This is a genomic window from uncultured Agrobacterium sp., assembly GCA_913777615.1.
Lineage (GTDB): Bacteria > Pseudomonadota > Alphaproteobacteria > Rhizobiales > Rhizobiaceae > Agrobacterium.
Genome location: CAJYTK010000007.1, coordinates 1 through 26857 on the forward strand (window position 1 = coordinate 1; position 26857 = coordinate 26857).

Here is a 26857-nt window from a genome sequence, read left to right on the forward strand (position 1 = left end):
TGTCGAGCTGCTGGATCGCTTCGTTGATCTGACTTGCACCGATGTCCTGCTCACGGCAGGCAGCAGAGATTTCCGAGACCAGTTCTGCGGTCTTGCGGATATCTGGAACCAGACGGTTCAGCATCTCGCCTGCGTCGGTTGCGACCTGAACGGTTTCGCCGGAGAGGGAGGAGATTTCAGATGCTGCCGCCTGGCTGCGTTCTGCAAGCTTACGGACTTCGGAGGCGACGACGGCAAAGCCCTTGCCATGTTCACCAGCACGTGCAGCTTCCACAGCGGCATTCAATGCGAGAAGATCGGTCTGACGGGCGATTTCCTGAACGATGGATATCTTCTGCGCAATGGTACGCATTGCAACGACTGCACGGCCCACAGCTTCGCCACTGGCTTCGGCATCCTTGGACGACTGACGAGCGATCTTTTCAGTCTGGGCAGCGTTATCGGCGTTCTGCTTGATGTTGGCGGCCATCTCTTCCATCGAAGCGGAAGCTTCCTCGGCAGAGGATGCCTGTTCGGTCGCGCCCTGCGAAAGCTGTTCGGAAGACGAGGATAGTTCCTGACTACCGGAGGAGACGTTGTCAGCAGCAGCGAGCGCATCGCCGACGACACCGCGCAGACGCTCGACCATTTCGTTGACATGCGTGATCAGCACACCGATTTCGTCGCGGGATGTAACCTGAACACTTTCTGTCAGATCGCCTTCGGCAACCCTTCGAACCGCCGTCGTTGCCCTTGTGAGGCCGCGGCTGACGGAAATGCTGATCCAGATTGCCGAAACGATTGACACCAGGCCAGCAACACAAGCGATAATCACAAGTGTACCGAACGTGCTTTGATAGGCAGCATCGCTCGCCTCATCGGCTTTCTGAACGGAGGCTTCGGTCAGACTGGCAAGAGACTCTGTCAGGGCATCGAGCTTTTGACCTGCGATTGTTCCTTCATTCTGGTTCAAAGCAAGCGCGTCGTCACGGCGACCCGTTTTCATGAAGCCGACAAGACGATCTTCCAGCTTTTCGTAACCAGACCAGAATTCGCGAATTTCCGCCCATTTGCCTTTGAATTCTTCGGGGGCCGAAGCCTCGCCCGCATCAAGCGCCGTACGAAAATTTTTTCGCTCGTCTTCGATGGTATCAAACGCGGCGCTGATTTTCTGATCGGTGGCTGCGAGCAAAAGATCGCCCTCTGCCAAACCCAGACCATCAAATGCCTTGGCCAAATCATTGGCTACATTATCCTGCCTTATAGGTCCGGTCATCATGGCGTCTTGAAGCGCGGCGAGTTGCTTAAGGCCACTGATCCCGAAAATAGCGCAGCCTGCCATCAGCCCGACGAGCAGGGTGAAGATGAGGGTCAGTTTCAATTTGATCGTAAAACGCATGGAGGTGTTCCTTAGCTAAGTAGGACACGTAGCCTCGCTATCATGCCGCTTTTCAAAGAGACCTTAGGCCTTGTGGTGGCGGGCAAAATTGCCCGCCATAGTACTGTTGATGGTCGTCTTGTACCTGGTGTTAAGCGCTTTCGCGGAAGTCGTGGTCGTCTTCATCTGGTCCACCCATCGACATGTCGATTGCAAAGCCGGTGGCGCGCGCCTGTTGTGCCTGGACGCTGCCGGGGGAAGGGCGCCGAACTGGAGCGGCAGCCTTTGCCGGAGTGCGATGTGCGACTGTTGGAGCCGGCGCGCGAACCGGCGCAGGACGTGCACTTCCGTGAGCGCGCTCGACCTTAAAGAAGGCGATGCTGGCCTGAAGCTCTTCAGCCTGTGCGGCCAACTCCTCGGAGGTAGCAGACATCTCTTCCGACGCACCAGAGTTCTGCTGAGTCACCTTGTCGAGCTGCTGGATCGCTTCGTTGATCTGGCTGGCTCCGATGTCCTGTTCACGGCAGGCAGCAGAGATTTCCGAGACCAGTTCGGCGGTCTTGCGAATATCTGGAACCAGACGGTTCAGCATCTCACCAGCTTCGGTTGCGACCTGAACGGTTTCACCGGAAAGCGAAGAGATTTCAGCCGCGGCTGCCTGGCTGCGTTCTGCGAGCTTACGGACTTCGGAGGCGACGACTGCAAAGCCCTTGCCATGTTCACCGGCACGAGCAGCTTCGACGGCGGCGTTCAATGCCAGAAGGTCTGTCTGACGTGCGATTTCCTGAACGATGGAAATCTTTTGCGCAATAGTGCGCATCGCGACGACGGCACGGCCAACCGCTTCACCGCTCGCCTCGGCATCCTTGGACGACTGACGAGCGATCTTCTCGGTCTGTGCAGCGTTATCGGCGTTCTGCTTGATGTTAGCTGCCATCTCTTCCATCGAAGCGGAGGCTTCTTCGGCAGAGGATGCCTGTTCGGTTGCGCCCTGCGACAGCTGCTCGGAAGACGAGGACAGTTCCTGACTACCGGAAGAGACGTTGTCGGCCGCAGCAAGCGCATCGCCCACCACGCCACGCAGACGTTCAACCATCGACTGCAGCGCAATGCCCAAAGTATCTTTGTTGGACAGCGGCTTTGGCGTGACAGTCAAATCACCGTCGGCGATCTGGTTTGCGACCTTTGCCGTCTCGCGCAGATTGGTCACCATATTGAGCATGGCTGTGCCAAGAGTATCTCTGTCAGAGAGAGGCTTTACGTCCTTGGAGAGATCGCCAGCGGCGATTGTGCTCGCGACGTCGGCGGTCGCGCGCAGATTGACGACCATGTTGCCCATGGCGATCCCCAGGCTATCCTGGTCGGAAAGCGGCTTCACATCTTGAGAAAGATCGCCTTGCGCAATGTTGTTGGCAACTGCTGCGGTAGCGCGCAGATTGGTCGTCATCACGTTCATGCTGTCGACCAGATCCTTGATCTCGTCATTGCTCTTGATCGCGATGTCCTGATCGAGGTCGCCTATTGCAACTGCGCGCGACGCACGGATTGCTTGCTGCAATCCCTTGTTGATGCCAAGTGCGATCCAGGTGGCGATCAGGATAGAAAGGATGATAATCGCTGCGACGACACTGACGAGGATCGTGCGCGAAGTGTCATATTCCTCATTGGTCGCTTCGTCCGTTGCCTTCAAGTCAGTAGCGATTTCGTTGTTCAGACCTTCGAGAATTGTCAGCATGGCGCGTGTCGCCTTCTCGCCGTCTCCCATGGAGATGGAGCCCGCCTGACGGTTGCTTTCCGTGGTGTTGACGGTGGCGAGGCGCAGGACTTCTTCCTGCAGCTTTTCCCATGCGGGAATGGCTGCCTTCAGCTCCAGCACCTTGGCGTGAATGGCCGGATTGGTCTCTTTTTCCAATGCAGCAATAATCTGCGTCATCTTCACGCGCTCCGAACGCGCGGCATCGACATAGGTGGAAATACGGGCAGCGTCTTCGTTGAGCGCCGCGCTCTTTTCGTTGGCGATCGCACTCATGATCGCGTCAGAAAGATCGCTGGAGTTGCGAAGATTGGTGGCAGGGCCCTGCACGATATCCGTGACGGCAGAGTTGAGTGATGACAGCTGTGTGATGGCCATGCCAGCCATACCCGCCGACAGCAGGATGATGAGCGCAAAGGCGAATGCAAGTTTGAGCTTAATCGTAAATCGCATCGTAGTGATCCTTAGGTGTGGCGCTAGGCCACGAGACGGAAAAGCTCAGGCACAAGGAGCTTTGCGTTGGGATTGGCTGAATGAGTGACGAGGAGCCTGTGTGTGTTCGGTCACAGGCTCCCGGAAAGTCTTAGGCGCTTTCGCGGAAGTCCTGGTCGTTATCGTCTGGTCCGCCCATAGACATGTCGAGCGCAAAGCCAGTGGCGCGAGCCTGCTGAGCGTGGACAGAGTGTGTGGGGGCAGGGCGACGAACTGGAGCGGCTGTCTTTGCCGGAGCGCGATGTGCGATCGTTGAAGCCGGGGCGCGAACCGGTACAGGGCGGCCATTTGCATTGGCACGCTCGACCTTGAAGAAGGCGATGCTTGCCTGGAGCTCTTCGGCCTGCGCAGCCAGTTCTTCAGAGGTGGCAGACATTTCTTCTGACGCGCCGGAGTTCTGCTGCGTTACCTTGTCGAGCTGCTGGATCGCTTCGTTGATCTGGCTGGCTCCGATGTCCTGCTCACGGCAGGCAGCAGAGATTTCCGAGACCAGCTCTGCGGTCTTGCGAATATCTGGAACCAGACGGTTCAGCATCTCACCAGCTTCGGTTGCAACCTGAACGGTTTCACCGGAGAGGGAGGAGATTTCGGCTGCTGCTGCCTGGCTGCGTTCTGCAAGCTTTCGGACTTCGGAGGCAACGACTGCAAAGCCTTTTCCATGCTCACCGGCACGAGCGGCTTCGACGGCGGCATTCAGTGCCAGAAGATCGGTCTGACGCGCGATTTCCTGGACGATGGAGATCTTCTGGGCAATGGTGCGCATGGCCACAACGGCACGGCCAACCGCCTCACCGCTGGCTTCCGCATCTTTCGACGACTGTCGAGCGATCTTCTCGGTCTGGGCAGCGTTATCGGCGTTCTGCTTGATGTTGGCGGCCATCTCTTCCATCGAAGCGGAGGCTTCTTCGGCAGAGGATGCCTGTTCGGTCGCACCCTGCGAAAGCTGCTCGGAAGACGAAGACAGTTCCTGACTACCGGAAGATACGTTGTCAGCTGCGGCGAGCGCATCGCCCACCACGCCACGCAGACGCTCGACCATCTTTTCAAGCGAAATACCGAGCGTATCTTTATCCGATAGCGGCTTCGGCGTTACCGTCAGGTCGCCCTCGGAAATCTGGTTTGCGACATTTGCCGTATTGCGAAGGTTTGCGGTCATCACATTGATGCGCTCGACAAGATCCTTGATTTCGTCATTGGTTTTGATCTCAACATTCTTATCGAGATCGCCGACGGCAACAGCTTCAGCAACCGTCATGATCTTGCGCAGGCCGGTGTTGATGCCGAGCGCGATCCAGGTTGCGATGACGAGGCTACCCAGAACCGCTGACGCGACGGCGATGATCATGATGAGCCGGACTTGCTCATAGGTTGCCTGGCTATCGGCAAGCATTGTGTCCACACGTTCCAACTGAACTTTGACAAGTTCCTTGGTGTTCGTGCCGATCGATAGCGCGAGAGCGCGCATCTGACCGTTGGAGTACTCGATGGCGCCTCGTTTGTCTCCTGCTGCCAACAAATCCTTGAGCTTTACGGACTCACCGCTGAATTTCTCGAAAGCCTCGACAGCGGCGGCCCAGTATGGCTTGCCTTGCGGAGAAGCCTGAGAGAAGCCGGTACGTCCAAGTTCCAGAGTGGTGGCTGTTAGATCATCCGCGACCTTCAGATAACGATCGGTGCCTGTAGTCTCATTTTCGAGCAAAGCATTCTTTTGCTGGCGAATGATTTCAGAGAGGTTACGGTCGATCTGAAGTGCATATTGAAGCCGCTTCTCAGGACCATTGGCGAGTTCGTTGATCGCTTGGTTGACGGTGCCCAAGCTTGTGATGCTGTAAAAGGAAAGCGCGGCAAGAACGGTCAAGATAATCCCGAACGCCAGCGTCAGTTTAAGTTTGATCGTAAATCGCATGTTGCCCCCGTGATTGATGCGTGATTTTGGCGCATCAGGTGTTTGCTGTCCGGAACGCTCTATTTCTTCCGGTGCGCTGTTTCGTTCGGTTCCATGCGCCCAAACCGGGCGTGTGGTAGATCAATCAAGTTTTCTGGTGGTTCCTTGGCCGCCGATCCCCTTCGACGGTCTGGAACTCATACTTTTCCTAGTTCAACCACGTTGCCTTGAACGCCTACTTTTCCAGGCATGCTTTCACGCTGTGCCGAAAAGATCGCGATGAGGTTCGGCATGATGACGAACTCTGAGCCGCGTTTGATCAGGCAGTTGATGTAGTCTGGCCGCCAACGCATGCCGACACTGGGTGGTGGCTCGCTGGCTGACTTGGAAAATGTGGTGACCTCATAGACCTTGTCGGTTCTCAGCCCGACCAGCGTCTGTTCGCCTTCAAGCGAAATTTCGATAACGACGATGCGGCTGTCGATGGTCTTTTCCGCAGCGTGCATGCCGAAGGCGAGACGTATGTCCGCCAGTGGAATGACTTTGCCGCGAAAATTGATGACGCTTGATACGAAGGCCTTGGCGCCCGGAACGGCCGTCTCAGGCAGCAGGTCCAGGATTTCTTGTACCTGTGCGGCTTCGATGGCAAAGGTCTCGCCTTCGATCGAAAAGGTCAGGACTTCGATGTCTTGGCGCTCCGCCCAGAAGTCTTCGGGTTGTTTCAATAGCGGCTGGTTCATCCGGCGATGCGCATCTGCGCCTCCTGTTGCTGGCCCGCCGCAACCAGGTGTGCGACGTCGAGAATGAGAGCGACGCTGCCGTCACCAAGAATGGTCGCGCCCGAGAAAGTCGCGACGTCGTGGTGCAGCTTCGACATGGCTTTGATGACTGTCTGGTGATCGCCGATGATCTGATCGACGACCAGTCCGACACGCTCCGAACCGGTGGAAATGACCACGACCTTCTGGAACTGGTCCGGCTTCGTGCCGCTCTGGAAGAGTTCACGCAGGCGAATGAAAGGCACCAGGCTTTCGCGCAGCGAAATAAACGAACGACCGCGGGATTTGACGTCGTCTTCGGGTGACAGTTCCAGGCACTCTTCCACGGCAGAGAGCGGAATGACGTAGCAGCCATGGCCGACGCGAACGAGCAGGCCATCGATGATGGCAAGTGTGAGCGGAATGGCAAGCGACACTTCAGAGCCGGCGCCTGGCGCGCTGGTAATGTTGATCGTACCACGCAGCGCCTCGATCGTCTTCTTCACGACATCCATGCCAACGCCGCGACCAGAGAGATTGGTTACTTGCGCTGCTGTCGAGAAGCCGGGTTCGAAAATCATCTGAAGCAATTCCTGATCTGTCAGGAGTGCTCCCGGCGCGACCAGGCCGGAGGATTCCGCCTTGGCACGGACACGCTCGCGGTTGATGCCTCGACCATCGTCCTTGATGGTGATGATGACGTCGCCACCGGTCTGACGCGCGACCAGCGAAACATGCCCGACCGGGTCCTTGCCGGCTGCAATACGTTCTTCCGGCGTTTCCAGGCCGTGATCGCAGGAATTGCGCACGAGATGTACCAGTGGATCGGCCAGCCGCTCGATCACGGCCTTGTCGACTTCAGTGCTCTCGCCTTCGGTAATGAGCTCGATCTGCTTGCCGGTTTCGCGCGCCAGATCGTGTGTCAGACGCCGGAAGCGGCTGAAGAGCTGCGCGATCGGCACCATGCGCAGAACCATCATCGTGTCGCGAAGCTCGCCCGAAAGGCGCTCCACATCTTCAGACACAGCACGCAGATGAATATCGACGCTAGTATTGGCAAGCTGCGATAGACGTGACTGAGCGATGACAAGTTCGCCAACGCGGTCCATCAGCTCATCGAGACGCTCAGCCGGGACGCGCACGTTCTCGGCTGCTCGACCCTGCTTGCCCTCCGTGGCCGCCTGGACAAGCTGAGGATTGGCCTTGGCTGCTTCTTCGACAGGTGCAGGAGGCGGTACGATTTCCTTGGAAGCGGTAGCGGCTTCCACTTGGGTGATCTCAAGTTCCATGTCGTCCATGACGAAGATGAAGACGTCGTCGATGGCGGAACGGGGCTGTTCAGTCGTCAAGGTCACAGACCAGCCGAGGTAGAGCTGTGTGGGGTCTATTTCTCCAAGAGGAGGAATGGCGCCTGTGTTGGCGGCGATGGTGCATTTGCCGAGTTCGCGCAGCTCATTGAGGAGGCCAAGCGGGTTGGTGCCATTGGCCATCGCATTCTCAGGGAGGCGGAACTTGATGCTCCACGTCGCACCGGACATCTGTGCCGGTGCGCCAGCGGCCGTGGCCTTCGGAGCCGTCGGCGTGGTTGCCTTGTTACCGGCGCCTTCGCCGACCGCTGCCTGTAACTTTGCCAGCAACCGGTCCCCTGTTTCGGGGAATGCGGTGGCCGGGTTGTCAACCAAGCGGCGCATATGGTCCTGCGCTTCCAAAACGGCAGCAATCAATTCGCTCGTGGCGGGAACTTCACCCTTGCGTACCCTGTCAAAGGCCGTTTCGCAGTGATGGGTGAAGGCCGCAAGAGCCTCGAAACCAAACATTGCGCCGGACCCTTTTAAGGTATGCAGGCCGCGAAACACGGCATCAATCTGACTTTGATTGGAGAGATCGTGCAGAAGGTCGAGAAGCCCGCTTTCGATTTGCTCGAAGAGCTCGGCAGCTTCCGTCCTGAAAACCTGAATAGGGTCCAGCAGCGTCATTTACCGAGTACCTTTCTGACAATCTTGACCAGATTCTCCGGGTCGAATGGCTTGGTTACCCAACCTGTGGCACCGGCAGCTTTGGCGCGCGCCTTCATGTCGGCATCGGATTCCGTCGTCAAAAAGATGATCGGTATTCCGGTATGCGCAGGCGATTGGCGCAGAGCCTCGATCATCTCCAAGCCGTTCATATTCGGCATGTTGAGGTCGGTGACGATCATATCGTAGGAAGCGCTTTTCGCTTTCGAAAGGCCGTCTGCGCCGTCAACCGCTTCGGTCACGTGGTAACCGGCATTTGTGAGGGCGATCTTAGTCGTCATTCGAATGCTTGCGGAGTCGTCCACCGTCAGAATGTTGGCGCTCATTTATATGTCCTTTCCGTGTAGCCAGAAGAGGCGCGAGGCCTCGTCCATGTTCTCGAGAAAGCCAGCACGCTCAAGCGTCTCCACGACGCCTTGCGTTGCGGGCTTCTTCAGGGTGATGAATTTGCCCTGTTCGCGGGCGTATAACCTTGAGGACTCGACAAGCTGGACGAAGCTCAGATCGACGGTCGCATCCTCGGGTATGTCGAGCACGATGGCGCTTTTTTCCTGAAAGGCGGAAAGCAGGGTCTCGTGAATGGCGTTGATCCCTCGTATCGAAAGGGATGACGGAAGTGTCACTGTTTCAGGGGTCATCAGCTTTCCTGGGTATGTTCGATTTGCGCTTGCCCTGCGGATGCGAGGGAGAGATAGTCTGTCAGGCTGGCTGCCAAAGCTGGCGGCTCTACGCTGTCGGTGCCGTTTTGTGTCATCAGCGGCGCGATTCTGGGCCATTGCCGCTCGAAGGCCGCTACGCAATCCGGGTCGAAATGCAGCCCGCTGTTTTCGCGAATGTGCTCGCGGGCCGCTTCTACAGGCCATGCTTTCTTGTAAGGCCGCTGTGTACACAGAGCTTCGAAGACATCCGCAACTGCGACAATCCGCGCAACGAGAGGAATGTCGGCACCTTTGATGCCGCTCGGATATCCGGTGCCGTCCCATCTTTCGTGGTGGCCGCCAGCAATCGCCTCTGCAACCTGGAGAAGGCGCGACGTACCATTGCTGAGCAGGCTCACGCCGAGTTCCACATGCTTGCGCATCACGGTGATTTCGGCGGGCGTCAGCTTGCCTGGCTTCTGCAGAATATCGTCGGCGATGCCGATTTTACCCACATCGTGGAGAGGTGCTACCAGATAGATCATCCGGCAGGTTTCTTTGTCGAGACCGAGATTTGCGGCAATTAATTGACTGATTTTTGCAACGCGCGAGATGTGGTCTCCGGTCGCGCCATCACGAAACTCGATTGCACGGGCCAGACGCCAGATGATCTCTTCTTCCCGGGCAACCAGTTCCTGCGTGGCGCGGGTTACCTCTTCTTCAAGCCGGGTGGCTTGGCGAGCCAATTCGAGATGGGCTCGGCGAAGTTGCAGGAGATTGGTCGCACGGGCCTGAAGCTCGATTGCGTCGAAGGGCTTCGACACAAATTCGGTTGCGCCCGCCTCGAAGGCGGCAAGGAGAATTTCGCGTTGCCGCTCCGCGGTTACCATGACCATTGGCACAAGTGTGTAATCAGGTGACTGTCTCAGTGCCCTGATAACATCGATTCCCGTGTGTCGCGGCATCATGTAGTCGACGAAAACCAGGTCGACAGGGTTGACGAGGCAATAGTCAAGCGCCGCTTCGGGCGCTAGAAATGAGATGATTTCAATGCCTTCAATATTGCTCAGAGATGTTTCGAGAGCAAAAAGCGCGGATCGGCTATCGTCTAAGAGTACTACCTTCACCTTAGCTCCAGGCATTCGATACGGAACGACTGTCCGTTCTTCGGCTCGAGCCAAAGCGGGCGTTCGCAATTGATTTAAACATTTTGGGAATTTGGGCTTGCGTCATGCGCCCAGTAAGAATGTCTTGCCTAAGCCCAAAAATCTGGAAGCCGGATCAAGACATATTTTCTACTCTTTTTTTAATATGAGGATAGTTAATGCGTCATTAAAATCGAAGGGACGGGCTTCACTTGCTGACCGGCTAAAATGTTACTTTGATCAAGCCTTTATCCATCTTCGATTGTTTATCGACATCATTATTTCTATTTTTTACGTGAAAATCCGTATTTCTCTCTAAGGATGTAAATGGATCATCCCAGTGTCGAGAAAAAAACAAGCCTATATACCTGAAGATTTTTATTGAGTGGCTAGGGTTTCTTTCCGCGCAACACCGCTTGAATTCGGCACTTGGTTGCTTTGAGTATATCTAATCGTACCAAAGTTCAGGCGCGTGCGGGCATCAGCGAGGACGCTCAGCTGGAAGATTTGTTAAGCTATTGATATATATAAATAATTTATAAAATCAAAATTTCGCCTTTCCCCTGTTGCGCAAGCAATATGATTCGCATACGGTCTTACGGCAACGTTTCAGTGAGGGAGGAGACTCATGCGCATTCGTTCTATTTTGGCCGCTCTGGCGGCAAGCGTCATGCTGCCGGCGGGCATTGCCGGGGCGACGGATCTCGAAGTAACGCACTGGTGGACATCGGGAGGTGAGGCGGCCGCCGTGGCTGAGCTCGCCAAGGCTTTCGATGCAACTGGAAATAAATGGGTGGATGGCGCCATTGCCGGCTCCGGCGGTACGGCTCGTCCTATTATGATCAGCCGCATTACTGGCGGCGACCCGATGGGCGCTACGCAGTTTAACCACGGACGTCAGGCGGAAGAACTCGTTCAAGCCGGTTTGATGCGCGATCTGAGCGACGTGGCTGAAAAGGGCAACTGGAAAGAGGTAATCAAACCCGCCAGCCTGCTCGATAGCTGCACCATAGACGGTAAGATCTATTGCGCTCCGGTGAATATTCATTCCTGGCAGTGGCTGTGGCTTTCCAATGCAGCCTTCAAGAAAGCTGGCGTCGAGGTTCCCAAGAACTGGAACGAATTCATTGCGGCTGGTCCGGCCCTGCAAAAGGCGGGCATTCAGCCTCTGGCTCTCGGCGGTCAGGCATGGCAGGCGAATGGGCTCTTCGATACGCTGGTCCTGTCGCTTGGCGGCAAGGAGCTTTACGAGAAGGTCTTCAAGGACAAGGATGCGGACGCCGCTAGTGGACCGGAAATGGCCAAGATTTTTGCAGCCGCCGATGCAGCCCGAAAGCTTGCCAAAGGCTCCAACGTTCAGGACTGGAACCAAGCAACCAACATGGTCATCACCGGCAAGGCTGCCGGTCAGGTCATGGGTGACTGGGCCCAGGGTGAGTTCCAACTCGCAAATCAGAAGGCCGGCACAGATTATTCCTGCCTCCCGGGCCTCGGGCTTAGCGAATATCTCACAACAGGTGGCGACGCCTTCTACTTCCCGCTTTTGAAGGATGAAGCCAAGTCAAAGGCGCAGGAGGTTCTCGCGGAAACGATTGTCGATCCCAAGACGCAGGTTGCGTTCAACCTGAAGAAGGGTTCGCTGCCGATCCGTGGCGACGTCGATCTCAATGCCGCCAATGACTGCATGAAGAAGGGTCTTGCCATTCTGGCCAAGGGCAATGCGCTGACCAGCACCGACCAGCTGATTTCCGCAGATTCGCAGAAGCAGAAGGAAGACCTGATGGCAGAGTTCTTCGCCAACGAGTCGCTGACTGCCGAGCAGGCGCAGAAGCGTTTCGCCGACATCATCGGTTCGGCGGACTGATTATCAATCGCAAGCCATCGGCGGGCGATATCCCGCCGATGTCGCGAACCTTGCCGGGCGCGTGACGCTGGCTGGCAAACCGTTTGGACGTCGCTCTGCGTATGTCCGGAACACCGATTGATAGGAGGGCATATGGCCGTAAAGAGCCATTCGGGACGTCCAAACCAGCTATTTCGCAATCTGAATTCCAAGATTGCATCCATCCCCCTGATCTTGACGTCCATGGTCATATTTCTTGGGGGCACAATCTGGACTGTCGTTTATTCCTTTACCAACTCAAAGCTTCTGCCGAGGGCAAGTTTTGTCGGTTTCGACCAGTATGAGCGCTTGTGGGCTGCGCCGCGCTGGATCGTATCAATTCAGAACCTGGCCATTTACGGCGTGTTGTCGCTGATCTTCAGCCTGGTAATAGGCTTCGTGCTTGCCGCTTTGATGGATCAGAAGATCCGCTTCGAAAACACATTCAGAACAATCTTCCTTTACCCCTTTGCCCTGTCCTTCATCGTGACGGGCCTCGTCTGGCAGTGGCTGCTCAACCCTGAATTCGGCATTCAGTCCGTTGTCCGCTCGCTCGGCTGGGAAAGCTTCACGTTCGATCCGCTCTATAACTCACAGATCGTCATCTATGGTATTTTGATTGCCGCACTCTGGCAGGGCACGGGTCTTGTCATGTGCCTTATGCTTGCGGGCCTGCGCGGCATCGACGAGGATATCTGGAAGGCAGCGCGTGTGGATGGAATTCCCATGTGGAAGACCTATCTCCTGATCGTCATTCCGATGATGCGCCCGGTCTTCATCACCACGCTCGTCATCATCGCCAGCGGCATAGTCAAGGTGTACGATCTCGTTGTGGCGCAGACCAGCGGCGGTCCGGGCATCGCCTCCGAAGTGCCGGCGAAATATGTTTATGACTACATGTTCCAGGCGCAGAATCTGGGGCAGGGCTTCGCCGCTTCCACCATGATGCTGCTTACTGTCGCCATCATCATCATTCCATGGGCTTACCTCGAATTCGGAGGGCGCAAGCGTGGCTAATATCAGCACTCTCAACACTGTTGCTGCCGGGGCCGATGCCGTATCGGACCGATTGAGCGGACCGCGCGGTCGGAAGCCCCGCAAGACGCTATCGCGTCGCAACATCGTGCTTTACGGCACCCTAATCGTAGCAGCACTTTACTACTTGCTGCCGCTCTACGTCATGGTGGTCACTTCGCTGAAGGGTATGCCGGAAATCCGCCTGGGCAATATCTTTGCCCCGCCGGTGGAGATCACGTTCGAGCCTTGGGTCAAGGCCTGGGCGAATGCCTGCACAGGCCTAAATTGCGATGGTCTGTCTCGCGGGTTCTGGAACTCCGTTCGCATCATGGTGCCATCCACGATCGTGTCTATCCTGATCGCTTCGATCAGCGGCTACGCGTTGGCGAACTGGAAGTTCAAGGGTTCGGAGTTTTTCTTCTCCATCCTCATCATCGGTGCGTTCATCCCCTACCAGGTGATGATCTACCCTATCGTCATCGTGCTGCGCGAAATGGGCATTTACGGAACGCTAACGGGTCTTGTCATCGTCCACACCATCTTCGGCATGCCGATCCTGACGCTGCTGTTCCGCAACTATTTTGCCGGTCTTCCGGAAGAGCTGTTCAAAGCGGCACGTATCGACGGCGCCAACTTCTGGCAGATCTATTTCCGCATCATGTTCCCCATGTCGATGCCGATTTTCGTCGTCGCCATGATCCTGCAAGTGACGGGCATCTGGAACGACTTCCTCTTCGGCGTCGTGTTCACCCGACCTGAATATTATCCGATGACGGTGCAGCTCAACAACATCGTCAACTCAGTTCAGGGCGTGAAGGAATATAACGTCAATATGGCAGCGACGCTGTTGACGGGTGCAGTCCCTCTCTTCGTCTATTTCGTTTCAGGCCGACTTTTTGTGCGCGGCATCGCCGCAGGCGCAGTCAAAGGGTAAGTTTATGAACAAAAGCGTTTCCATTCGGGATTTGTCTCTGTCGTTTGGCGCCATCAACGTGCTCTCGAACCTCAATCTCGATATCTATGACGGTGAGTTCCTCGTTCTTCTGGGTTCCTCAGGCTGCGGAAAATCCACCTTGCTGAATTGCATCGCCGGACTTCTGGAGCCGACTGAAGGCCAGATCTTTATCAAGGATCGCAATGTCACCTGGGAGGAGCCGAAGGATCGCGGCATTGGAATGGTCTTTCAGTCCTACGCGCTCTATCCGCAGATGTCGGTTGAAAAGAACCTTTCCTTTGGGCTTCAGGTAGCAAAAGTGCCGAAGGACGAAATCGATCGTCGGGTAAAAAGAGCAGCGGGAATACTGCAGATAGAGCCGCTGCTGAAGCGCAAGCCAGCCGAACTGTCTGGTGGCCAGCGTCAGCGTGTCGCAATCGGGCGGGCGCTGGTGCGTGACGTGGATGTGTTCCTTTTCGACGAACCGCTGTCCAACCTCGATGCCAAGCTGCGCTCGGAACTGCGCGTGGAAATCAAGCGCCTGCACCAGTCGCTGAAGAACACGATGATCTACGTGACCCATGACCAGATCGAGGCGCTGACGCTGGCGGATCGCATCGCCATCATGAAAAGCGGGGTCATCCAGCAGTTGGATGACCCGGTTTCGATCTACAACAAGCCGAGGAACCTCTTCGTTGCGGGCTTCATCGGCTCGCCATCGATGAATTTTCTGCGGGGCGAATTGGTCGAGAAGGATGGCGAGGTGGTCTTCACGACGAATGGCGTGAACTTCAGCCTGGACGGTTATCAAACCGCTGCGCCGTTGATGGCGGGTAAACCCGCAGTTCTCGGTGTGCGACCGGAGCATATCCGCGTCGATGCTGACATCACCGGCGGGGAGATCCATGACGCGACAGTCGATATCGAAGAGCCTATGGGTGCGGACAATCTGATCTGGCTCAAGCTTGCCGGTCACACGATCTCGGTCCGCGTCGGCGGGCATAGACGATTTGCGCCAGGTGCGAGGGTCAAGCTTGCCTTCGATATGACCATGGCCTCGCTTTTCGATGCGACGACCGAAGAGCGCATCTAAACCCTTTCACTCGATAGCCAAATGTCAGGAGAGACATATGACCAAACTCGGCTTTCAACTTTATAGCGCGCGCAATTTTCCGCCGCTTTCCGACATGCTCAAGAAGCTCGCGGCAGCAGGCTACGCCCATGTCGAGGGATTTGGCGGTATCTATGCCACCATGGATGAGGCCGCGCTGAAGGGTCTTCGTGCCGATCTCGATGCGAATGGTTTGACCATGCCGACCGGCCATTTCGGTCTCGATATGCTGGAGAACGATCGCGAGCAGTCGTTGAAAATTGCCAAAATGCTTGGCATCCAGGCAATCTATTGCCCTTATCTTCTCCCGGATCAGCGCCCGAGCGACGCCGCCGGCTGGTTCGCCTTTGGCAAGCGTCTCCAGGAAGCTGGGAAGCCCTATCGCGACGCCGGGATTTCCTTTGGATGGCACAACCACGATTTCGAGTTCGCAACCCTTGAAGACGGCTCGACCCCACAGGAGCAGATCCTTGCAGGCGGACCCGATCTGGAATGGGAGGCCGATATCGCCTGGATCATCCGCGGAAATGCCGATCCACTCGCCTGGATCGAAAGTTATGGCAAGCGTATCACCGCAGTCCACGTCAAGGACATCGCACCCGCTGGCGAGAACAAGGACGAAGATGGATGGTCGGATGTGGGCCATGGCACGGTCGACTGGAAGGCCTTGATCGCGGCCCTTCAGAATACCGCGGTCAAATATTACGTCGTGGAGCATGACAATCCGAGCGATGCTGATCGTCTCATCACGCGCTCTATCGCATCGTTCAACAGCTACTGACTAGGAAGCGGTGAGCCACGGTTCACCGCTTCCTCCCTTTTTTCACTCGAGTTCCGGCAGGAATATTGTTTGCTGGAATGATCCAACATCGACGATTTCGGAGTCATAACATGGCCAAGGAACTTGGCGTCGGCATCATCGGATGCGGCAATATTTCAACCACTTACTTTTCCCTCTCGCCCCTGTTCAAGGGATTGAAGGTGCTCGCCTGCGCAGATTTGAACAGAAGCGCTGCTGAACTGCGTGCCGAGGAATTCGGCGTCAAGGCGCAGTCCATCGAGGAACTGCTGGCGAATGACGAGATCGATGTCGTCGTCAACCTCACCATTCCGGCGGCCCATTTCGAGGTCTCCAAGGCAATTCTCGAAGCAGGCAAGCACGTCTACTCGGAAAAGCCGCTTGTTCTAAGCCTGGAAGAGGGCGAAGAGTTGCGCCGTATCGCCAAGGAAAAGAACCTGGCCGTTGGTTGCGCGCCAGATACCTTCCTCGGCGGCGCGCATCAGTTGGCCCGCAAGCATATCGACGAAGGCGGTATTGGCCGTGTAACGTCTGGCACGTGCCATGTGATGAGCCCCGGCATGGAGATGTGGCACCCCAATCCCGGCTTCTTCTTCTTGAAGGGCGGCGGACCTATCCTGGATCTCGGTCCCTACTATATCGCGAACCTCATCAATCTGATTGGGCCGGTCAAGCGCGTCGGCGCCCTGACCTCCATGGCAAACCCGACGCGTACCGTCACCAGCCAGCCGCTGAACGGGCAGATTATCCCGGTAGAAACGCCGACCAACATTCATGCGCTTTTGGAATTCGTCAACGGCGCCACGATTACGCTGTCGGCGAGCTGGGATGTCTGGTCGCATCGCCACGCCAATATGGAGCTTTACGGCACTGAGGGCTCCATCTACGTGCCTGACCCAAACTTCTTTGGGGGCGTGGTCGAAGCGAGCGGTCGCAACAAGGACATCCAGCCCCTCGAAGACTGGGCGCATCCCTTCGGTATTGCCAACCAGGAAAGCCCGAACGGTCCACGCGCAAACTACCGTACGGCCGGCCTTGCCGATATGGCGATGGCGCTTATCGAAGGCCGCGACGCGCGATGCTCGCTGGAGCGCTCGCTCCACGGCATCGACGTCATGACTTCGATCCTGAAGTCCGGCGAGGAGGGGCGCTTCATCGACCTGACCACAACCTGTACACAGCCGGCAGCGCTCGGCATAGAGGAAGCTCAGTCTCTGCTGCGGTAACGATAAAGCATCGAAGGCATGCTGCCGTTCGAAGGAAATAGAGCGTCCTCAGTGTCTTAAAGGCAGCAGGGCGCTCTACTCCTCCATCAATATCGGAAAGCCGCCAGGTTAATCCCGGCGGTTTTTTCGAGTCTTCACAACTCTTATTCTTTGCTCTAAAAGCCCCTTCGTAATCCGGTCGCAGCCCACCCGGTCAAAACAAGGGATCCCAACTTATGAAAACCATCGTCATCTGCTCCGGCGGATTGGACTCCATTTCGCTTGCGCACAGAATTGCAGCGGAACACGAACTTCTCGCTCTTCTCTCTTTCGATTATGGCCAGCGTCACAGGAAAGAAGTCGATTTTGCCGCTGCTTGCGCGGTCCGTCTCGGCGTGCCGCACCATATCATTGATATCCGCACCATCGGAGAACATCTCACAGGTTCGGCTTTGACCGACGATGTGGACGTACCGGACGGTCACTATGCGGAAGAAACCATGCGCTCTACCGTTGTGCCGAACCGTAACGCGATCATGCTCACCATCGCATTCGGTCTGGCCGCTGCCCAGCAGGCAGATGCCGTGGCAATCGCTGTACATGGTGGCGACCATTTCATCTATCCAGATTGCCGCCCCGGCTTCATCGACAGCTTCAACGCCATGCAGCGCCACGCGCTGGAGGGTTATGCCGAGGTGGAGCTTTACGCGCCCTATGTAAATGTGACCAAGGCGGATATCGTCACAGATGGAGCAAAACATAAAACGCCTTTTGAACAGACATGGTCCTGCTATAAGGGCGGCGCACTCCACTGCGGCCGCTGTGGCACCTGCGTGGAGCGTCGCGAAGCTTTCCATCTAGCCGGGGTGAGCGATCCCACCGATTACGAAGACTCGGATTTCTGGATTGCCGCCACCAGTGCCTATGCGGCGCAGGAGGTGCGCTGATGTTTCGCATCACCAAGGAGTTTCATTTTTCGGCTTCGCATCAGTTGAAGGCGCTACCGGCCGATCACCAATGCGCCCGTCTGCACGGCCATAATTATATCGTCGAAGTCGAGCTTTCAGGAGAAACACTAAACGAATATGGGTTCGTTCGTGACTATCACGAGCTTGCGCCCCTCAAACGTTACATCGACGATTGCTTCGATCACCGTCACCTCAACGAAGTGCTCGGCCATGATATGGTGACAGCGGAACGGCTCGCACAACATTTCTACGACTGGTGCAAGGAACGGCTCCCGGAGACGAGTGCCGTGCGCGTCAGCGAGACGGCCAAGACATGGGCGGAATACCGTCCAGCGGCCCAGCCATGACCGCGCCGGAAACGCAACTGCGCGAGCAGCCCATTCGCATCAGTGAAATCTTCGGCCCTACCATTCAGGGGGAGGGGCCGCTGATCGGCCTACCGACGGTCTTCGTGCGGACCGGTGGCTGCGATTATCGCTGCGCTTGGTGCGATACGCTTCATGCGGTCGACAGCGCCTATCGGGAAGACTGGAAGCCGCATTATGTTGAGCAGATCTGGGCGCAGGTCGAAACGCTGTCCGGCGGCAAGCCGATTACTGTTTCGCTGTCCGGCGGTAATCCGGCGATCCAGCCACTTGCGGCGTTGATCCAAAAAGGAAAGTCGAAAGGCTATCGCTTTGCGCTGGAAACCCAAGGCAGCCTTTCCAAGGACTGGTTTGCCGAGTTGGATCACCTCGTGCTCAGCCCCAAGCCGCCGTCGAGCGGAATGGACACCGACTGGCAGGCGCTTGAAACCTGTCTCAAGGCGGCCGGTGGCGCGCCTCGCGTTGCACTGAAAGTCGTTGTTTTTGACGATGCCGACTACGCCTTTGCTCGGCAGGCTTCCGCGCGTTTCCCCACCCTTCCCGTCTATCTGCAGCCCGGAAATCATACGCCTCCACCACCCGATGACGACGAGGCGAGGGTGGATCTCGACGGCATCATGGATCGGATGCTTTGGCTGGTCGACAAGGTGACATCGGAACGCTGGTTCGAAGCGCGTGTGCTGCCCCAACTTCACGTTATGCTGTGGGGTAACCGGCGAGGGGTGTAGGATAGCCCGAGCCGTGAAGACATACCATACGGCGTCGGGTCTGCTCAAACTCGTGCGCTCGATAAGAAGTGTCGCATTCGTATAAGGATTCATCAAAATAATGTGTGTTAAAGTTGGGCGGTAACGAACATAGTCGGCGCCACGAGGAGGAACGTAGCGCCGGGTAATGCGTTAGAAAGAAACTTCGAATGGGAGGAAGCCATGTTCGATTTTCTAAAGCCTGCTCATACCATTCTCGACACTGACGAGGAAACCGGCACTTACGCTGACGCCTTGCTGCAGGTGCCGGATTTACAGCTGACGCACGCAGCGCACGAATATGGCCATGACGCCCATACGCGGGATTATGGCGACCAGCGCGAAGTGGCACGCAGTTCGCTTGGCTACGCGTAATCACGACACAGTAGGCAACCTTCTCACTATCCCGGCGTTATAGTTTAACGAACCGCGGGCACGCTGATCAGATAACAGGATCGTTTCGGCGACAATAGCGGACCGGGCGACGAAGTCAAAAATCAGATTGCCCGCATAGATTGGGAGAAGAAAAACAGTGGGTATCGTTCCGACCGAACCAAATCCGGTATCGCCTCCCTTGCCACCCCAGCCTGAAACGCCGCCGATCAAAGAGCCAGAGCCTGATCGCTTGCCCGACGAGGCGCCGGATCCCAATCCTGATGAGAATGACGACCCACCGATGATGGTCTAGCGCAAGCGCTTAAATGGCTTGCTGAGGCAGTCTGAACCTTTCAGGCCAAATCGCCACTGCGCTTCGGTCGCCTTACTGATGCCATTGCGCGCGCCGACCAAGACATCAGCCACGGACTGGCGATCTCGCAGCAGGAAGGGTTCTTGTAGAACCGAAACTCCATCCAGATTGCCAGTGATCCCCAGCGCTTGGCAAAGCTTTCCTGGTCCAGAGCATAAAGCTTTCGTGGCTGCAGTTCCGCGTCGCAACGCCATGAGGTCAAGGCCGGTTTGAGGGTCGAGAGCCCGTATCAGCACAGCGGAGCCAGAAAGACAGACTATGTTCGCGCACCAGTGAATGCCGTAGGACCGGTAGACATAAAGATGTGCTGGCGGTCCGAACATGGCGCGATTGCGTGCGGTGGGGCCATTGAAGCTGTGGGACGCCGGATCGTCCGACCGATAGGCTTCTGTCTCGACGATGATCCCGCCCGTATTGTGGAGCCGGAACTCCATGCCGATCATCGCCTTGGCAACGGTAACGGCGTCCCTCGAAAAAAAGTCCTTGTTCATCTGGACATGTTGGCGCGTTGTGTCTTTCGGAACAACCGTTTTTCTAAGCAGTTTGTGGAGGGCGCGGTTAAAAGATCGCGTTGCAGCACAGGGGAGATCTTATGATGAAAGGAAAAGTCGCGCTCGTGACCGGCGCCGGATCAGGTATCGGAAAAGCAGCCGCGATTGCGCTTGCCAAAGAGGGCTATGCGATAGGCGCGCTCGGCCGCACGGCGAGTGAACTCGACGAACTTGTGGCGGAAGTTAAAAGCCAGGGTGGTACCGCAAAAGCGCTCATTGCCGATGTTGCAGATCCGTACGAGATGGCGCACGCAATCAATCAACTGACGGAGACCTTCAGCCGCCTGGATGTTGTTGTTGCCAATGCCGGCATCAACGGCGTATGGGCCCCGATTGAGGATCTGACGCCTGAGGAATGGGATAATACCATCACGGTCAATCTTCGCGGAACCTACCTTACCCTCAACAAGAGCGTGCCACATCTTAAAGCCGCTGGCGGCGGATCGATCATCATCGTCTCGTCCATCAACGGAACGCGCACCTTTACCTCCCCCGGTGCCACTGCCTATTCGGCTACAAAGGCTGGCCAGATTGCGATGGCCCAGCAGCTGGCGCTCGAACTGGGGCAATACAAGATCCGAGTGAACGCAATTTGCCCAGGGGCCATCGAAACCAAAATCGATGACAACACCGATATTCGCAGTTCGCGCGAGACCGCTGTCCCGGTTGAATGGCCGGAGGGGGACATTCCTATTACGGGTGGAAAGGCCGGTTTAAGTGAGGATGTGGCTGATCTGGTGGTCTTTCTGGCCGGCGACAAATCGCGTCACATCACCGGCACGCCGGTCTGGATCGATGGCGGACAAGGGTTGCTTCGCTAGCCGGATTGCCGCACACGGTTTCTCACGTGTTTGTGTGTCTATGATTAACGAACTCGTAACGCAAATTCACGACTCTTTGTGCAAGCGGGTGGTTGCCGTCATGTGGTCACCTTCTTTAGTTACGCAATAGCGGCAGAGAGACGGGCAAGACATTCCATGGGCACTTCGGCAAAATCGGGTTTCGCACCAACGAAGCTTCGAGACATCATGATTGCTTCGGCACGTGCCGCGGCCGTCGTAGCAATGTGCGCGTCGCTCGCTGCCTGTACGTCTATGGGTTTTGACAGCGCGTCGAAAGAGCCGCCGAAGCTGTCCTCCAAAGTTGCAGCTGCCATGTCCGCCAAGGGCATGAAGCCGGAAAGCCCGGTTCTTGTGCGCATATTCAAGCAGGAAAGCGAACTGGAAGTCTGGAAAGTCGACAAAACCGGCAACTACGCTCTGTTCAAGACCTATCCCATGTGCCGCTGGTCCGGCAAGCTCGGACCCAAGACAAAGAGCGGAGACAGACAGGCGCCGGAGGGCTTCTATCACGTGTCTTCCAGCATGCTGAATCCGAATTCTCAATACTACGTCTCGTTCAACCTCGGTTATCCGAACAGGCTCGAATCTGCGCTTGGCTATACCGGCGAAGCACTCATGGTGCATGGTGCGTGTTCTTCGTCCGGCTGCTATGCGATGACGGATGCGCAGGTGGGTGAAATCTATGCGATCGTCGAACGGGCATTGAAGGGCGGTCAGGACCGTTTCCAAGTGCAGGCCTATCCTTTCCGTATGACGGCGAAAAACATGGCCGCCTACAAGAATGACCCGAACTTTGCCTTCTGGCGGACCCTCAAGGATGGCTATGATTACTTCGAGGTCACCCGTCGCCAACCGAAAGTGTCAGTCTGCGGTCGCCGTTATGTCTTCAATGCGGAGTTTGCCAATGGAGAACCCAGCGATCCGCTGGCCGCGTGCCCGCCTGCCATAAATCAACCCGAGGCGCAGGTGGCAGCACGTCTGAGTGCCGAGAAGCAGAAGCTCGACGTTGCAATGGCTGAAGGAACTTCAAGCGCTCTGAACGCTTATGTGGATGGCGGAATGCATCCGAGTTTCCGTGCTCTTCTGAAAAGCAGCGGACCCAAGGATATGGCAGGGCGCGTATCCGGCAAAAAGTACCCGATAAGCCGCCCGGACGCGGCGCTCGCAGACCCGTTTTCGGGAACGCGATGACCAGTTGATGAGGATCTGGATTGAATAAGCATGACACGACACGCCGGAGTTTCCTGTTCGGCACCGGCGGACTGGCGCTGACGGCATTGGCCGGCTGTACCACAACACCACGCGAAACAGTGGAGGTCCGCCCAAGGATTGATCCCTATTACGCCGAAGTCTACGGACCGAAACCTGAGGAGCAATTTCCGCTTCCGGCTATCCCTTACCAGAAGATCGACCCGCGCTTTTACCGTCAGATGGTGGAAAACCCGACTGGCGAACGGCCCGGTACGATCGTGGTCGATACGGCGAACCATTTTCTTTATCTGACATATGAAAACAATCAGGCCATGCGCTACGGCGTCGGTCTTGGGCGCGCCGGGTTCGAGTGGTCGGGCAGGGGCGTCATCCAGTACAAGCGCCAATGGCCACGCTGGACACCGCCTGACGAGATGATTGCACGTCAGCCCGAGCTTCAGCCCTATAGCGCCGCCAATGGCGGCATGGCACCGGGTTTGATGAACCCGCTGGGCGCGCGTGCGCTCTATATCTTTAAGGACGGTCGTGATACGATCTATCGCCTCCACGGTTCGCCTGAATGGTGGACGATCGGCAAATCCGTCTCGTCCGGTTGCGTCCGCTTGATGAACCAGGACATTGTCGACCTTTATAATCGCGTGCCGGACGGCACGCCGATCGTTGTAACATCGTTGGCGCCTCCCTCGCAAATGATGGCGGGTACGCCTGCACCGCAAGTCGTTGCTGGCCTGCCGGGCACATACTGAAGCGTTCGCTCTTAATGGAGACGCGCCCGAAAGCGTCGCTCGGAAGGTCGGGATCGATTGTAGGAAAATACGATGCTTAGATCTAAGGACGCTGGGCGCCGCGCGGCCAGTGTCCTCTGTTTATCGCGTGTCGTGATTGCGGCGAACGTCCGCCCAATCTGCGTGAACTGAAAACGCATCGCCGATTCAGACGTGTGTCGCGTCCCACTCTACGCAGATGCGCGTTCCCGTTTGCGGCTGCACACTGCTCTGTTCTACTGTCGCCTTGAGGCTTCGGGCCATGGCGGATATCAGCTTGGTGCCGAGCCCGGTGCCTTGCGGCGTAGGCGCGCTTCCCATGCCCACGCCATCGTCTTCGACTGTCAATTGCAGCTTTCCGTCCCGGCTTCTCAGCGCAATGCGAATATCTCCGCTTCCGGAGGGATAGGCGTATTTGAGAGAGTTGGTGGCCAGCTCGGTGACGATCACACCAAGCGCCACCGCCTGATCGGGTGCGGCGCTGATCGTCTCCATATCCGTGGTGATGCGGATACGCTCTTCATCGGGACCGGACTTGGCAAGCTCGCTGATGATCGAAGAGAGATAGGCATCGAGATCGACGACACCCATATTGTCCGCGGTGTAAAGGCTGCGGTGAACGCCTGCTATGGCGGAAATGCGGTTTTGCGTTTCCGATAGCACGGTGCGCGCCTCCTCGCTGGAGGCCGCGTTCATCTGCATGCGTATCATCGCGGAAACCAGCGAAAGGCTGTTGGCGATGCGGTGGTTCATCTCCTTCGCCATCAGTTCGGCGCGCTCCTTGGCACGCACCAGAAGACGCTCTGCCTCCTCCTTTTCCTTACGAAGCTGGAAGTTCGCGCAGACCTGCTCGATCGACGTCAGCAGCAGAGGGAAGAAATCGTCTGTGACAGTCTTGATCACATAATCGGCAGCGCCGGCTTTCAAGGCATCAATGGCGATTTGCGCCTCGCTCGCACCCGTTACGTAGAGAACGGGCGTGTCGCGTGTCCGCTCTCCAATCGCCTTGAGGAATTGAAGACCTGTTCCGTTTTGAAAGTAGTGATCCAGAACGACGGCGTCGAAGCGGGCCGCATTGAACTTTTCCAACCCGATGGCGACCGACGGCGCATGTTCGACGTCAACGCCGTGTCGGCGCAGCACGCGGGTGGCGAGCCTGGCAACTGTTGGATCGTCATCGACATAAAGTATATGCACCGCCGTTACGCCTTCATGGGACCTGTATGACCGAGAAGAAGAGGCCGAGGTTTCTAATTGCTGTTGCAAAGCCTTCGTAATCGACCGGCTTGGTGATGTAGACATTCGCACCCAGATCGTAGCACTTCTGGATTTCGGTCTCATCGTCCGTTGTCGTCAAAACCACGACAGGCAGACGCTTCGTGTGTTCGTTGCTCTTGATCTGCTCCAAGATCCGGATCCCCGACATATCGGGAAGATTGAGGTCCAGCAGAACCAGCAGGTATCGGTCCTTGCTGACGAGACCGTCACGCTCCGGTCCAAGAATATAGTCGAGCGCCTTGTTGCCCAATGTGAAGGGGACGATGTCGTTGTTGACGCCTGCGCGTCTTACATTCTTCTCGATCAGGCGGGCATGTCCCTCATCGTCTTCGATCATGACGATCGTGACTTCCTGTCCTGTTATTTTCATATCTCGTTACCTCGTGTGATTTTCCGCAGATCCGTTGGCAAAGTCAGCTGAAAGGTGCTTCCCTTGCCAAGTTCCGAGGTGACGGTAATGTCTCCACCTAAATTTCTTATTAGCGAACGCACATGTGCGAGTCCAATACCCTCGCCTTGTTGATCCTGGTCGCCGGCGCGTCTGAAGAGTTCAAACACCCGTTCGAGATCATCCTCTGCGATTCCGCGTCCATTATCGCAGATATCGACCCGGACTAGGCCACGTCCTTGCGGCAAGATGCGCGCCGAAAGTTGAAGTGGACGGCCTTTCATCTGGTACTTTACGGCATTGTCAAAGAGGTTGCCAAGAATCTGGTCGAGCGAAATCCTATCACTGATCACAGTGAATGGCTGTACGTTCACGTCGATATCACCATCCACAGCAGAAACCTGGTGCTGAACGCTTGCAGCCGCTGTTGCCAGTAGCTCCTTCAGGTCGACTTTCTCCGCCTGCAATTTGCGACGGCCGTCGCGTGAGATCTTTAGGATGGCATTGATAAGCTGGTCCATCTTGCGGGTGGACGAACGAATGAAGCCTATCGCTTCCGGCAGATCTTCTTCAACGGCAAGCCGGGCTTCCTTGATCTCGCTGTCTTGAAGCGTTGCACCATTGGCAAGGACGTAGCGCTCAATTGGTTTGAGCGAGGCCTCGAATTCCGAGAGGAATCCCATGATATTAACGAGTGGCGCACGCAGGTCGTGGGTCACGATATAGGCGAAGCGTTGGATTTCCTGATTAGCCCTAATCAGGTCTCTTGTTCTTTCGTTGACGCGCTCTTCAAGGCCGCGGTTGAGCGAATCGACCTCCTCGCGTGAGCGCATCAATTCGCCCACATATTTCGCGATGAGGAAAAGCGCACCGCCCACCACCGCGACGATTGCGATTGCACCGCCGACCGTCACCCAGCGAAGGTTGTAGGCCGCGTTGAGCTGTTCGGAAACGATCGTGCGCAGCCGGTCATCCGTAATGTCCTGAAAATAATCCAGTGTTTGACGGATTTCCCGCATATATATGAGGCCGCTATCGGCCCGCACGATGTCAATCGCTTCATCCGTGCGTCCCGCATTGACGAGGTCGATCGTACGCCCGATTTCGTTGAGCTTGGCTATGAGCGCGGCTTGCAGCCCCGGAAGTTTTGCAGCGTAGGCAGGCTTGTTCTGAATGGCTGCTACCAAGCGCGCGCGTTTGTCCGCAAGCGTTTCGGCAGCATCGCTATAGGGCGCCAGATATTCTTCCCTTCGCGTCAGAAGATAACCGCGCTGTCCCGTCTCTGCGTCCTGGATCGTGGTCAACAGATCCAGAATGGCGGCGCGCGTCCGCCGGAGATCGACGATCTCATGTGAATAGCTGTCGTTCTTCTGCACAAGCCAAAGAGACGCGCCGACCATCCCGATCAGCAGCGCAATTCCAAGCCCCAGCATGACGAGCGTTCGCCTGACGAAAGGAGATAGCTTGACCAATGACGTCCCCAGATCCCGATATGTAACTTTGCAAGGCATGTCGCAATGTTCGGTTGAACTGGACCTAGGCCTATGCCTTTGCTTATGCAAGTTTCTGTCCGCTTTCCAGAGCTTGAGTACGCTTTCGCACAAATGACTAGGCATGACGCAACGGCGGTGGAACCATATTTCCCTGATTTATGTTGTTCGTGCAAAGCAAGATAGAGCTGGAGAAGAAGATGAAACGGTCCGCTGTAGGCGCCGCTGCGCTATTCCTATTGTCAACGACGACCGCTGTGCTAGCGCAGACCTACGAAGTCAGCAGCGTTATTCCGTCAAAAAAGCCGTCGCTGGCGACGGTTACGAGGCAGGCCATGGAAGATGTGCGGCCTCACTATATCGTCGATGTTGCGGGAAAGCGCGTTCGATTGATAGGTCCACGTTTCTATCCAGACAACTCCAGCGACGTGGAATTGATGGGGCGTAACCAGGCCTTGGAGCGGGAAGCTGGGCATCCTGACATGTCCTTCGCGACCGCGGCACGGTAGTTTAA

Annotated in this window: 26 protein-coding genes; 14 read left to right on the forward strand and 12 right to left on the reverse strand. The window is 56.5% G+C overall.

From position 1 onward, the window contains the following. The 8 genes from QZ862_RS05705 to QZ862_RS05740 all read right to left on the reverse strand — a co-directional run. Positions 1-1378, reverse strand: a 1378-nt coding sequence (locus tag QZ862_RS05705; RefSeq protein ID WP_296098121.1) for a methyl-accepting chemotaxis protein, incomplete at its 3' end; no start/stop codon positions are given. A gap of 130 nt (positions 1379-1508) precedes the next feature. Further along, positions 1509-3563 (reverse strand): methyl-accepting chemotaxis protein, encoded by a 2055-nt coding sequence (locus tag QZ862_RS05710; RefSeq protein WP_296098124.1) that lies wholly within the window; start codon positions 3561-3563, stop codon positions 1509-1511. A gap of 130 nt (positions 3564-3693) precedes the next feature. Then, positions 3694-5508: a methyl-accepting chemotaxis protein gene (locus QZ862_RS05715; protein ID WP_296098126.1), complete on the reverse strand. Its 1815-nt coding sequence runs from the start codon at positions 5506-5508 to the stop codon at positions 3694-3696. Positions 5509-5684: 176 nt separating this feature from the next. Then, the gene (locus tag QZ862_RS05720; protein ID WP_296017524.1) at positions 5685-6227 is read right to left on the reverse strand and encodes a chemotaxis protein CheW; all 543 of its coding nucleotides are present in this window, start codon (positions 6225-6227) and stop codon (positions 5685-5687) included. Beyond that, entirely contained in the window at positions 6224-8221 is a 1998-nt protein-coding gene (locus QZ862_RS05725) for a chemotaxis protein CheA (RefSeq protein ID WP_296098128.1), read from the reverse strand. Before QZ862_RS05725 ends, QZ862_RS05720 begins: the two co-directional genes overlap by 4 nt. After that, positions 8218-8586 carry a response regulator gene (locus QZ862_RS05730; RefSeq protein ID WP_296098130.1) on the reverse strand — a complete coding sequence of 123 codons (369 nt, stop codon included), beginning with the start codon at positions 8584-8586 and terminating at the stop codon, positions 8218-8220. Before QZ862_RS05730 ends, QZ862_RS05725 begins: the two co-directional genes overlap by 4 nt. Next, complete coding sequence (locus QZ862_RS05735; RefSeq protein WP_296041695.1) at positions 8587-8898, reverse strand: STAS domain-containing protein; 312 nt, start codon at positions 8896-8898, stop codon at positions 8587-8589. It lies immediately after the preceding gene. Then, positions 8898-10025, reverse strand: a complete 1128-nt coding sequence (locus QZ862_RS05740) for an HD domain-containing phosphohydrolase (RefSeq protein ID WP_296098132.1) — start codon at positions 10023-10025, stop codon at positions 8898-8900. The genes QZ862_RS05735 and QZ862_RS05740 overlap by 1 nt, the downstream gene beginning before the upstream one ends. Positions 10026-10671: 646 nt before the next feature. Between QZ862_RS05740 and QZ862_RS05745 the strand changes: the two genes are divergently transcribed. The 10 genes from QZ862_RS05745 (at position 10672) to QZ862_RS05790 (ending at position 19445) form a co-directional block, all read left to right on the forward strand. Further along, positions 10672-11907, forward strand: coding sequence for an ABC transporter substrate-binding protein (locus tag QZ862_RS05745; protein WP_296041689.1), 1236 nt, complete (start codon positions 10672-10674; stop codon positions 11905-11907). A 132-nt stretch (positions 11908-12039) separates the two neighbouring features. Then, positions 12040-12942 carry a sugar ABC transporter permease gene (locus tag QZ862_RS05750; protein WP_296041686.1) on the forward strand — a complete coding sequence of 301 codons (903 nt, stop codon included), beginning with the start codon at positions 12040-12042 and terminating at the stop codon, positions 12940-12942. After that, the gene (locus QZ862_RS05755) at positions 12935-13876 is read left to right on the forward strand and encodes a carbohydrate ABC transporter permease (protein ID WP_296017503.1); all 942 of its coding nucleotides are present in this window, start codon (positions 12935-12937) and stop codon (positions 13874-13876) included. The genes QZ862_RS05750 and QZ862_RS05755 overlap by 8 nt, the downstream gene beginning before the upstream one ends. Before the next feature lie 4 nt (positions 13877-13880). Continuing rightward, positions 13881-14969 carry an ABC transporter ATP-binding protein gene (locus tag QZ862_RS05760; protein ID WP_296098136.1) on the forward strand — a complete coding sequence of 363 codons (1089 nt, stop codon included), beginning with the start codon at positions 13881-13883 and terminating at the stop codon, positions 14967-14969. Positions 14970-15006: 37 nt separating this feature from the next. After that, complete coding sequence (locus QZ862_RS05765) at positions 15007-15768, forward strand: sugar phosphate isomerase/epimerase (protein WP_296098139.1); 762 nt, start codon at positions 15007-15009, stop codon at positions 15766-15768. A 110-nt stretch (positions 15769-15878) separates the two neighbouring features. Continuing rightward, positions 15879-17012 carry a Gfo/Idh/MocA family oxidoreductase gene (locus QZ862_RS05770; protein ID WP_296098141.1) on the forward strand — a complete coding sequence of 378 codons (1134 nt, stop codon included), beginning with the start codon at positions 15879-15881 and terminating at the stop codon, positions 17010-17012. Between the two features lie 215 nt (positions 17013-17227). Next, entirely contained in the window at positions 17228-17938 is a 711-nt protein-coding gene (gene queC, locus QZ862_RS05775) for a 7-cyano-7-deazaguanine synthase QueC (RefSeq protein ID WP_296098143.1), read from the forward strand. Then, entirely contained in the window at positions 17938-18306 is a 369-nt protein-coding gene (gene queD, locus QZ862_RS05780) for a 6-carboxytetrahydropterin synthase QueD (RefSeq protein WP_296098146.1), read from the forward strand. Before queC ends, queD begins: the two co-directional genes overlap by 1 nt. Further along, positions 18303-19052 carry a 7-carboxy-7-deazaguanine synthase QueE gene (queE, locus tag QZ862_RS05785; RefSeq protein ID WP_296098148.1) on the forward strand — a complete coding sequence of 250 codons (750 nt, stop codon included), beginning with the start codon at positions 18303-18305 and terminating at the stop codon, positions 19050-19052. Before queD ends, queE begins: the two co-directional genes overlap by 4 nt. Positions 19053-19253: 201 nt before the next feature. Then, positions 19254-19445, forward strand: a complete 192-nt coding sequence (locus tag QZ862_RS05790) for a hypothetical protein (protein WP_296041668.1) — start codon at positions 19254-19256, stop codon at positions 19443-19445. A 309-nt stretch (positions 19446-19754) separates the two neighbouring features. On the opposite strand, the gene QZ862_RS05795 is transcribed toward QZ862_RS05790, so the two are convergent. Continuing rightward, positions 19755-20309, reverse strand: coding sequence for a DNA-3-methyladenine glycosylase (locus QZ862_RS05795; protein ID WP_296098150.1), 555 nt, complete (start codon positions 20307-20309; stop codon positions 19755-19757). Between the two features lie 101 nt (positions 20310-20410). On the opposite strand from QZ862_RS05795, the gene QZ862_RS05800 reads away from it, so the two are divergent. The 3 genes from QZ862_RS05800 to QZ862_RS05810 all read left to right on the forward strand — a co-directional run bounded on the left by QZ862_RS05800 (position 20411) and on the right by QZ862_RS05810 (position 23169). Then, complete coding sequence (locus QZ862_RS05800; protein WP_296098152.1) at positions 20411-21190, forward strand: SDR family NAD(P)-dependent oxidoreductase; 780 nt, start codon at positions 20411-20413, stop codon at positions 21188-21190. Between the two features lie 207 nt (positions 21191-21397). Then, positions 21398-22402, forward strand: a complete 1005-nt coding sequence (locus QZ862_RS05805) for a murein L,D-transpeptidase family protein (protein WP_296098574.1) — start codon at positions 21398-21400, stop codon at positions 22400-22402. A gap of 20 nt (positions 22403-22422) precedes the next feature. Then, a complete protein-coding gene (locus QZ862_RS05810) occupies positions 22423-23169 on the forward strand; it encodes a L,D-transpeptidase (protein WP_296098154.1) in 747 nt (248 codons plus the stop codon). A 186-nt stretch (positions 23170-23355) separates the two neighbouring features. Here the strand turns inward: QZ862_RS05810 and QZ862_RS05815 are convergent, their stop codons facing one another. From QZ862_RS05815 to QZ862_RS05825, 3 genes are read right to left on the reverse strand one after another with little or no spacing between them, the layout of a single operon-like run. Continuing rightward, positions 23356-24384, reverse strand: coding sequence for a response regulator (locus QZ862_RS05815; RefSeq protein ID WP_296017482.1), 1029 nt, complete (start codon positions 24382-24384; stop codon positions 23356-23358). Positions 24385-24397: 13 nt separating this feature from the next. Further along, positions 24398-24835 (reverse strand): response regulator, encoded by a 438-nt coding sequence (locus tag QZ862_RS05820; protein WP_296017480.1) that lies wholly within the window; start codon positions 24833-24835, stop codon positions 24398-24400. After that, positions 24832-26286: a CHASE3 domain-containing protein gene (locus QZ862_RS05825; RefSeq protein WP_296039706.1), complete on the reverse strand. Its 1455-nt coding sequence runs from the start codon at positions 26284-26286 to the stop codon at positions 24832-24834. The genes QZ862_RS05820 and QZ862_RS05825 overlap by 4 nt, the downstream gene beginning before the upstream one ends. 257 nt (positions 26287-26543) lie before the next feature. On the opposite strand from QZ862_RS05825, the gene QZ862_RS05830 reads away from it, so the two are divergent. Next, complete coding sequence (locus QZ862_RS05830) at positions 26544-26852, forward strand: hypothetical protein (RefSeq protein ID WP_296017478.1); 309 nt, start codon at positions 26544-26546, stop codon at positions 26850-26852. The last annotated feature ends 5 nt before the right edge of the window (positions 26853-26857 follow it).

Coding starts and splice junctions, on each gene's coding strand:
- QZ862_RS05735 (WP_296041695.1), bottom strand. CDS start 8,898: ATGACCCCTGAAACAGTGACACTTCCGTCATCCCTTTCGATACGAGGG.
- queD (WP_296098146.1), top strand. CDS start 17,938: ATGTTTCGCATCACCAAGGAGTTTCATTTTTCGGCTTCGCATCAGTTG.
- QZ862_RS05765 (WP_296098139.1), top strand. CDS start 15,007: ATGACCAAACTCGGCTTTCAACTTTATAGCGCGCGCAATTTTCCGCCG.
- queC (WP_296098143.1), top strand. CDS start 17,228: ATGAAAACCATCGTCATCTGCTCCGGCGGATTGGACTCCATTTCGCTT.
- QZ862_RS05800 (WP_296098152.1), top strand. CDS start 20,411: ATGATGAAAGGAAAAGTCGCGCTCGTGACCGGCGCCGGATCAGGTATC.
- QZ862_RS05825 (WP_296039706.1), bottom strand. CDS start 26,286: ATGCTGGGGCTTGGAATTGCGCTGCTGATCGGGATGGTCGGCGCGTCT.
- QZ862_RS05830 (WP_296017478.1), top strand. CDS start 26,544: ATGAAACGGTCCGCTGTAGGCGCCGCTGCGCTATTCCTATTGTCAACG.
- QZ862_RS05725 (WP_296098128.1), bottom strand. CDS start 8,221: ATGACGCTGCTGGACCCTATTCAGGTTTTCAGGACGGAAGCTGCCGAG.
- QZ862_RS05750 (WP_296041686.1), top strand. CDS start 12,040: ATGGCCGTAAAGAGCCATTCGGGACGTCCAAACCAGCTATTTCGCAAT.
- QZ862_RS05715 (WP_296098126.1), bottom strand. CDS start 5,508: ATGCGATTTACGATCAAACTTAAACTGACGCTGGCGTTCGGGATTATC.
- QZ862_RS05770 (WP_296098141.1), top strand. CDS start 15,879: ATGGCCAAGGAACTTGGCGTCGGCATCATCGGATGCGGCAATATTTCA.
- QZ862_RS05730 (WP_296098130.1), bottom strand. CDS start 8,586: ATGAGCGCCAACATTCTGACGGTGGACGACTCCGCAAGCATTCGAATG.
- QZ862_RS05760 (WP_296098136.1), top strand. CDS start 13,881: ATGAACAAAAGCGTTTCCATTCGGGATTTGTCTCTGTCGTTTGGCGCC.
- queE (WP_296098148.1), top strand. CDS start 18,303: ATGACCGCGCCGGAAACGCAACTGCGCGAGCAGCCCATTCGCATCAGT.
- QZ862_RS05790 (WP_296041668.1), top strand. CDS start 19,254: ATGTTCGATTTTCTAAAGCCTGCTCATACCATTCTCGACACTGACGAG.
- QZ862_RS05795 (WP_296098150.1), bottom strand. CDS start 20,309: ATGAACAAGGACTTTTTTTCGAGGGACGCCGTTACCGTTGCCAAGGCG.
- QZ862_RS05745 (WP_296041689.1), top strand. CDS start 10,672: ATGCGCATTCGTTCTATTTTGGCCGCTCTGGCGGCAAGCGTCATGCTG.
- QZ862_RS05805 (WP_296098574.1), top strand. CDS start 21,398: ATGATTGCTTCGGCACGTGCCGCGGCCGTCGTAGCAATGTGCGCGTCG.
- QZ862_RS05720 (WP_296017524.1), bottom strand. CDS start 6,227: ATGAACCAGCCGCTATTGAAACAACCCGAAGACTTCTGGGCGGAGCGC.
- QZ862_RS05710 (WP_296098124.1), bottom strand. CDS start 3,563: ATGCGATTTACGATTAAGCTCAAACTTGCATTCGCCTTTGCGCTCATC.
- QZ862_RS05820 (WP_296017480.1), bottom strand. CDS start 24,835: ATGAAAATAACAGGACAGGAAGTCACGATCGTCATGATCGAAGACGAT.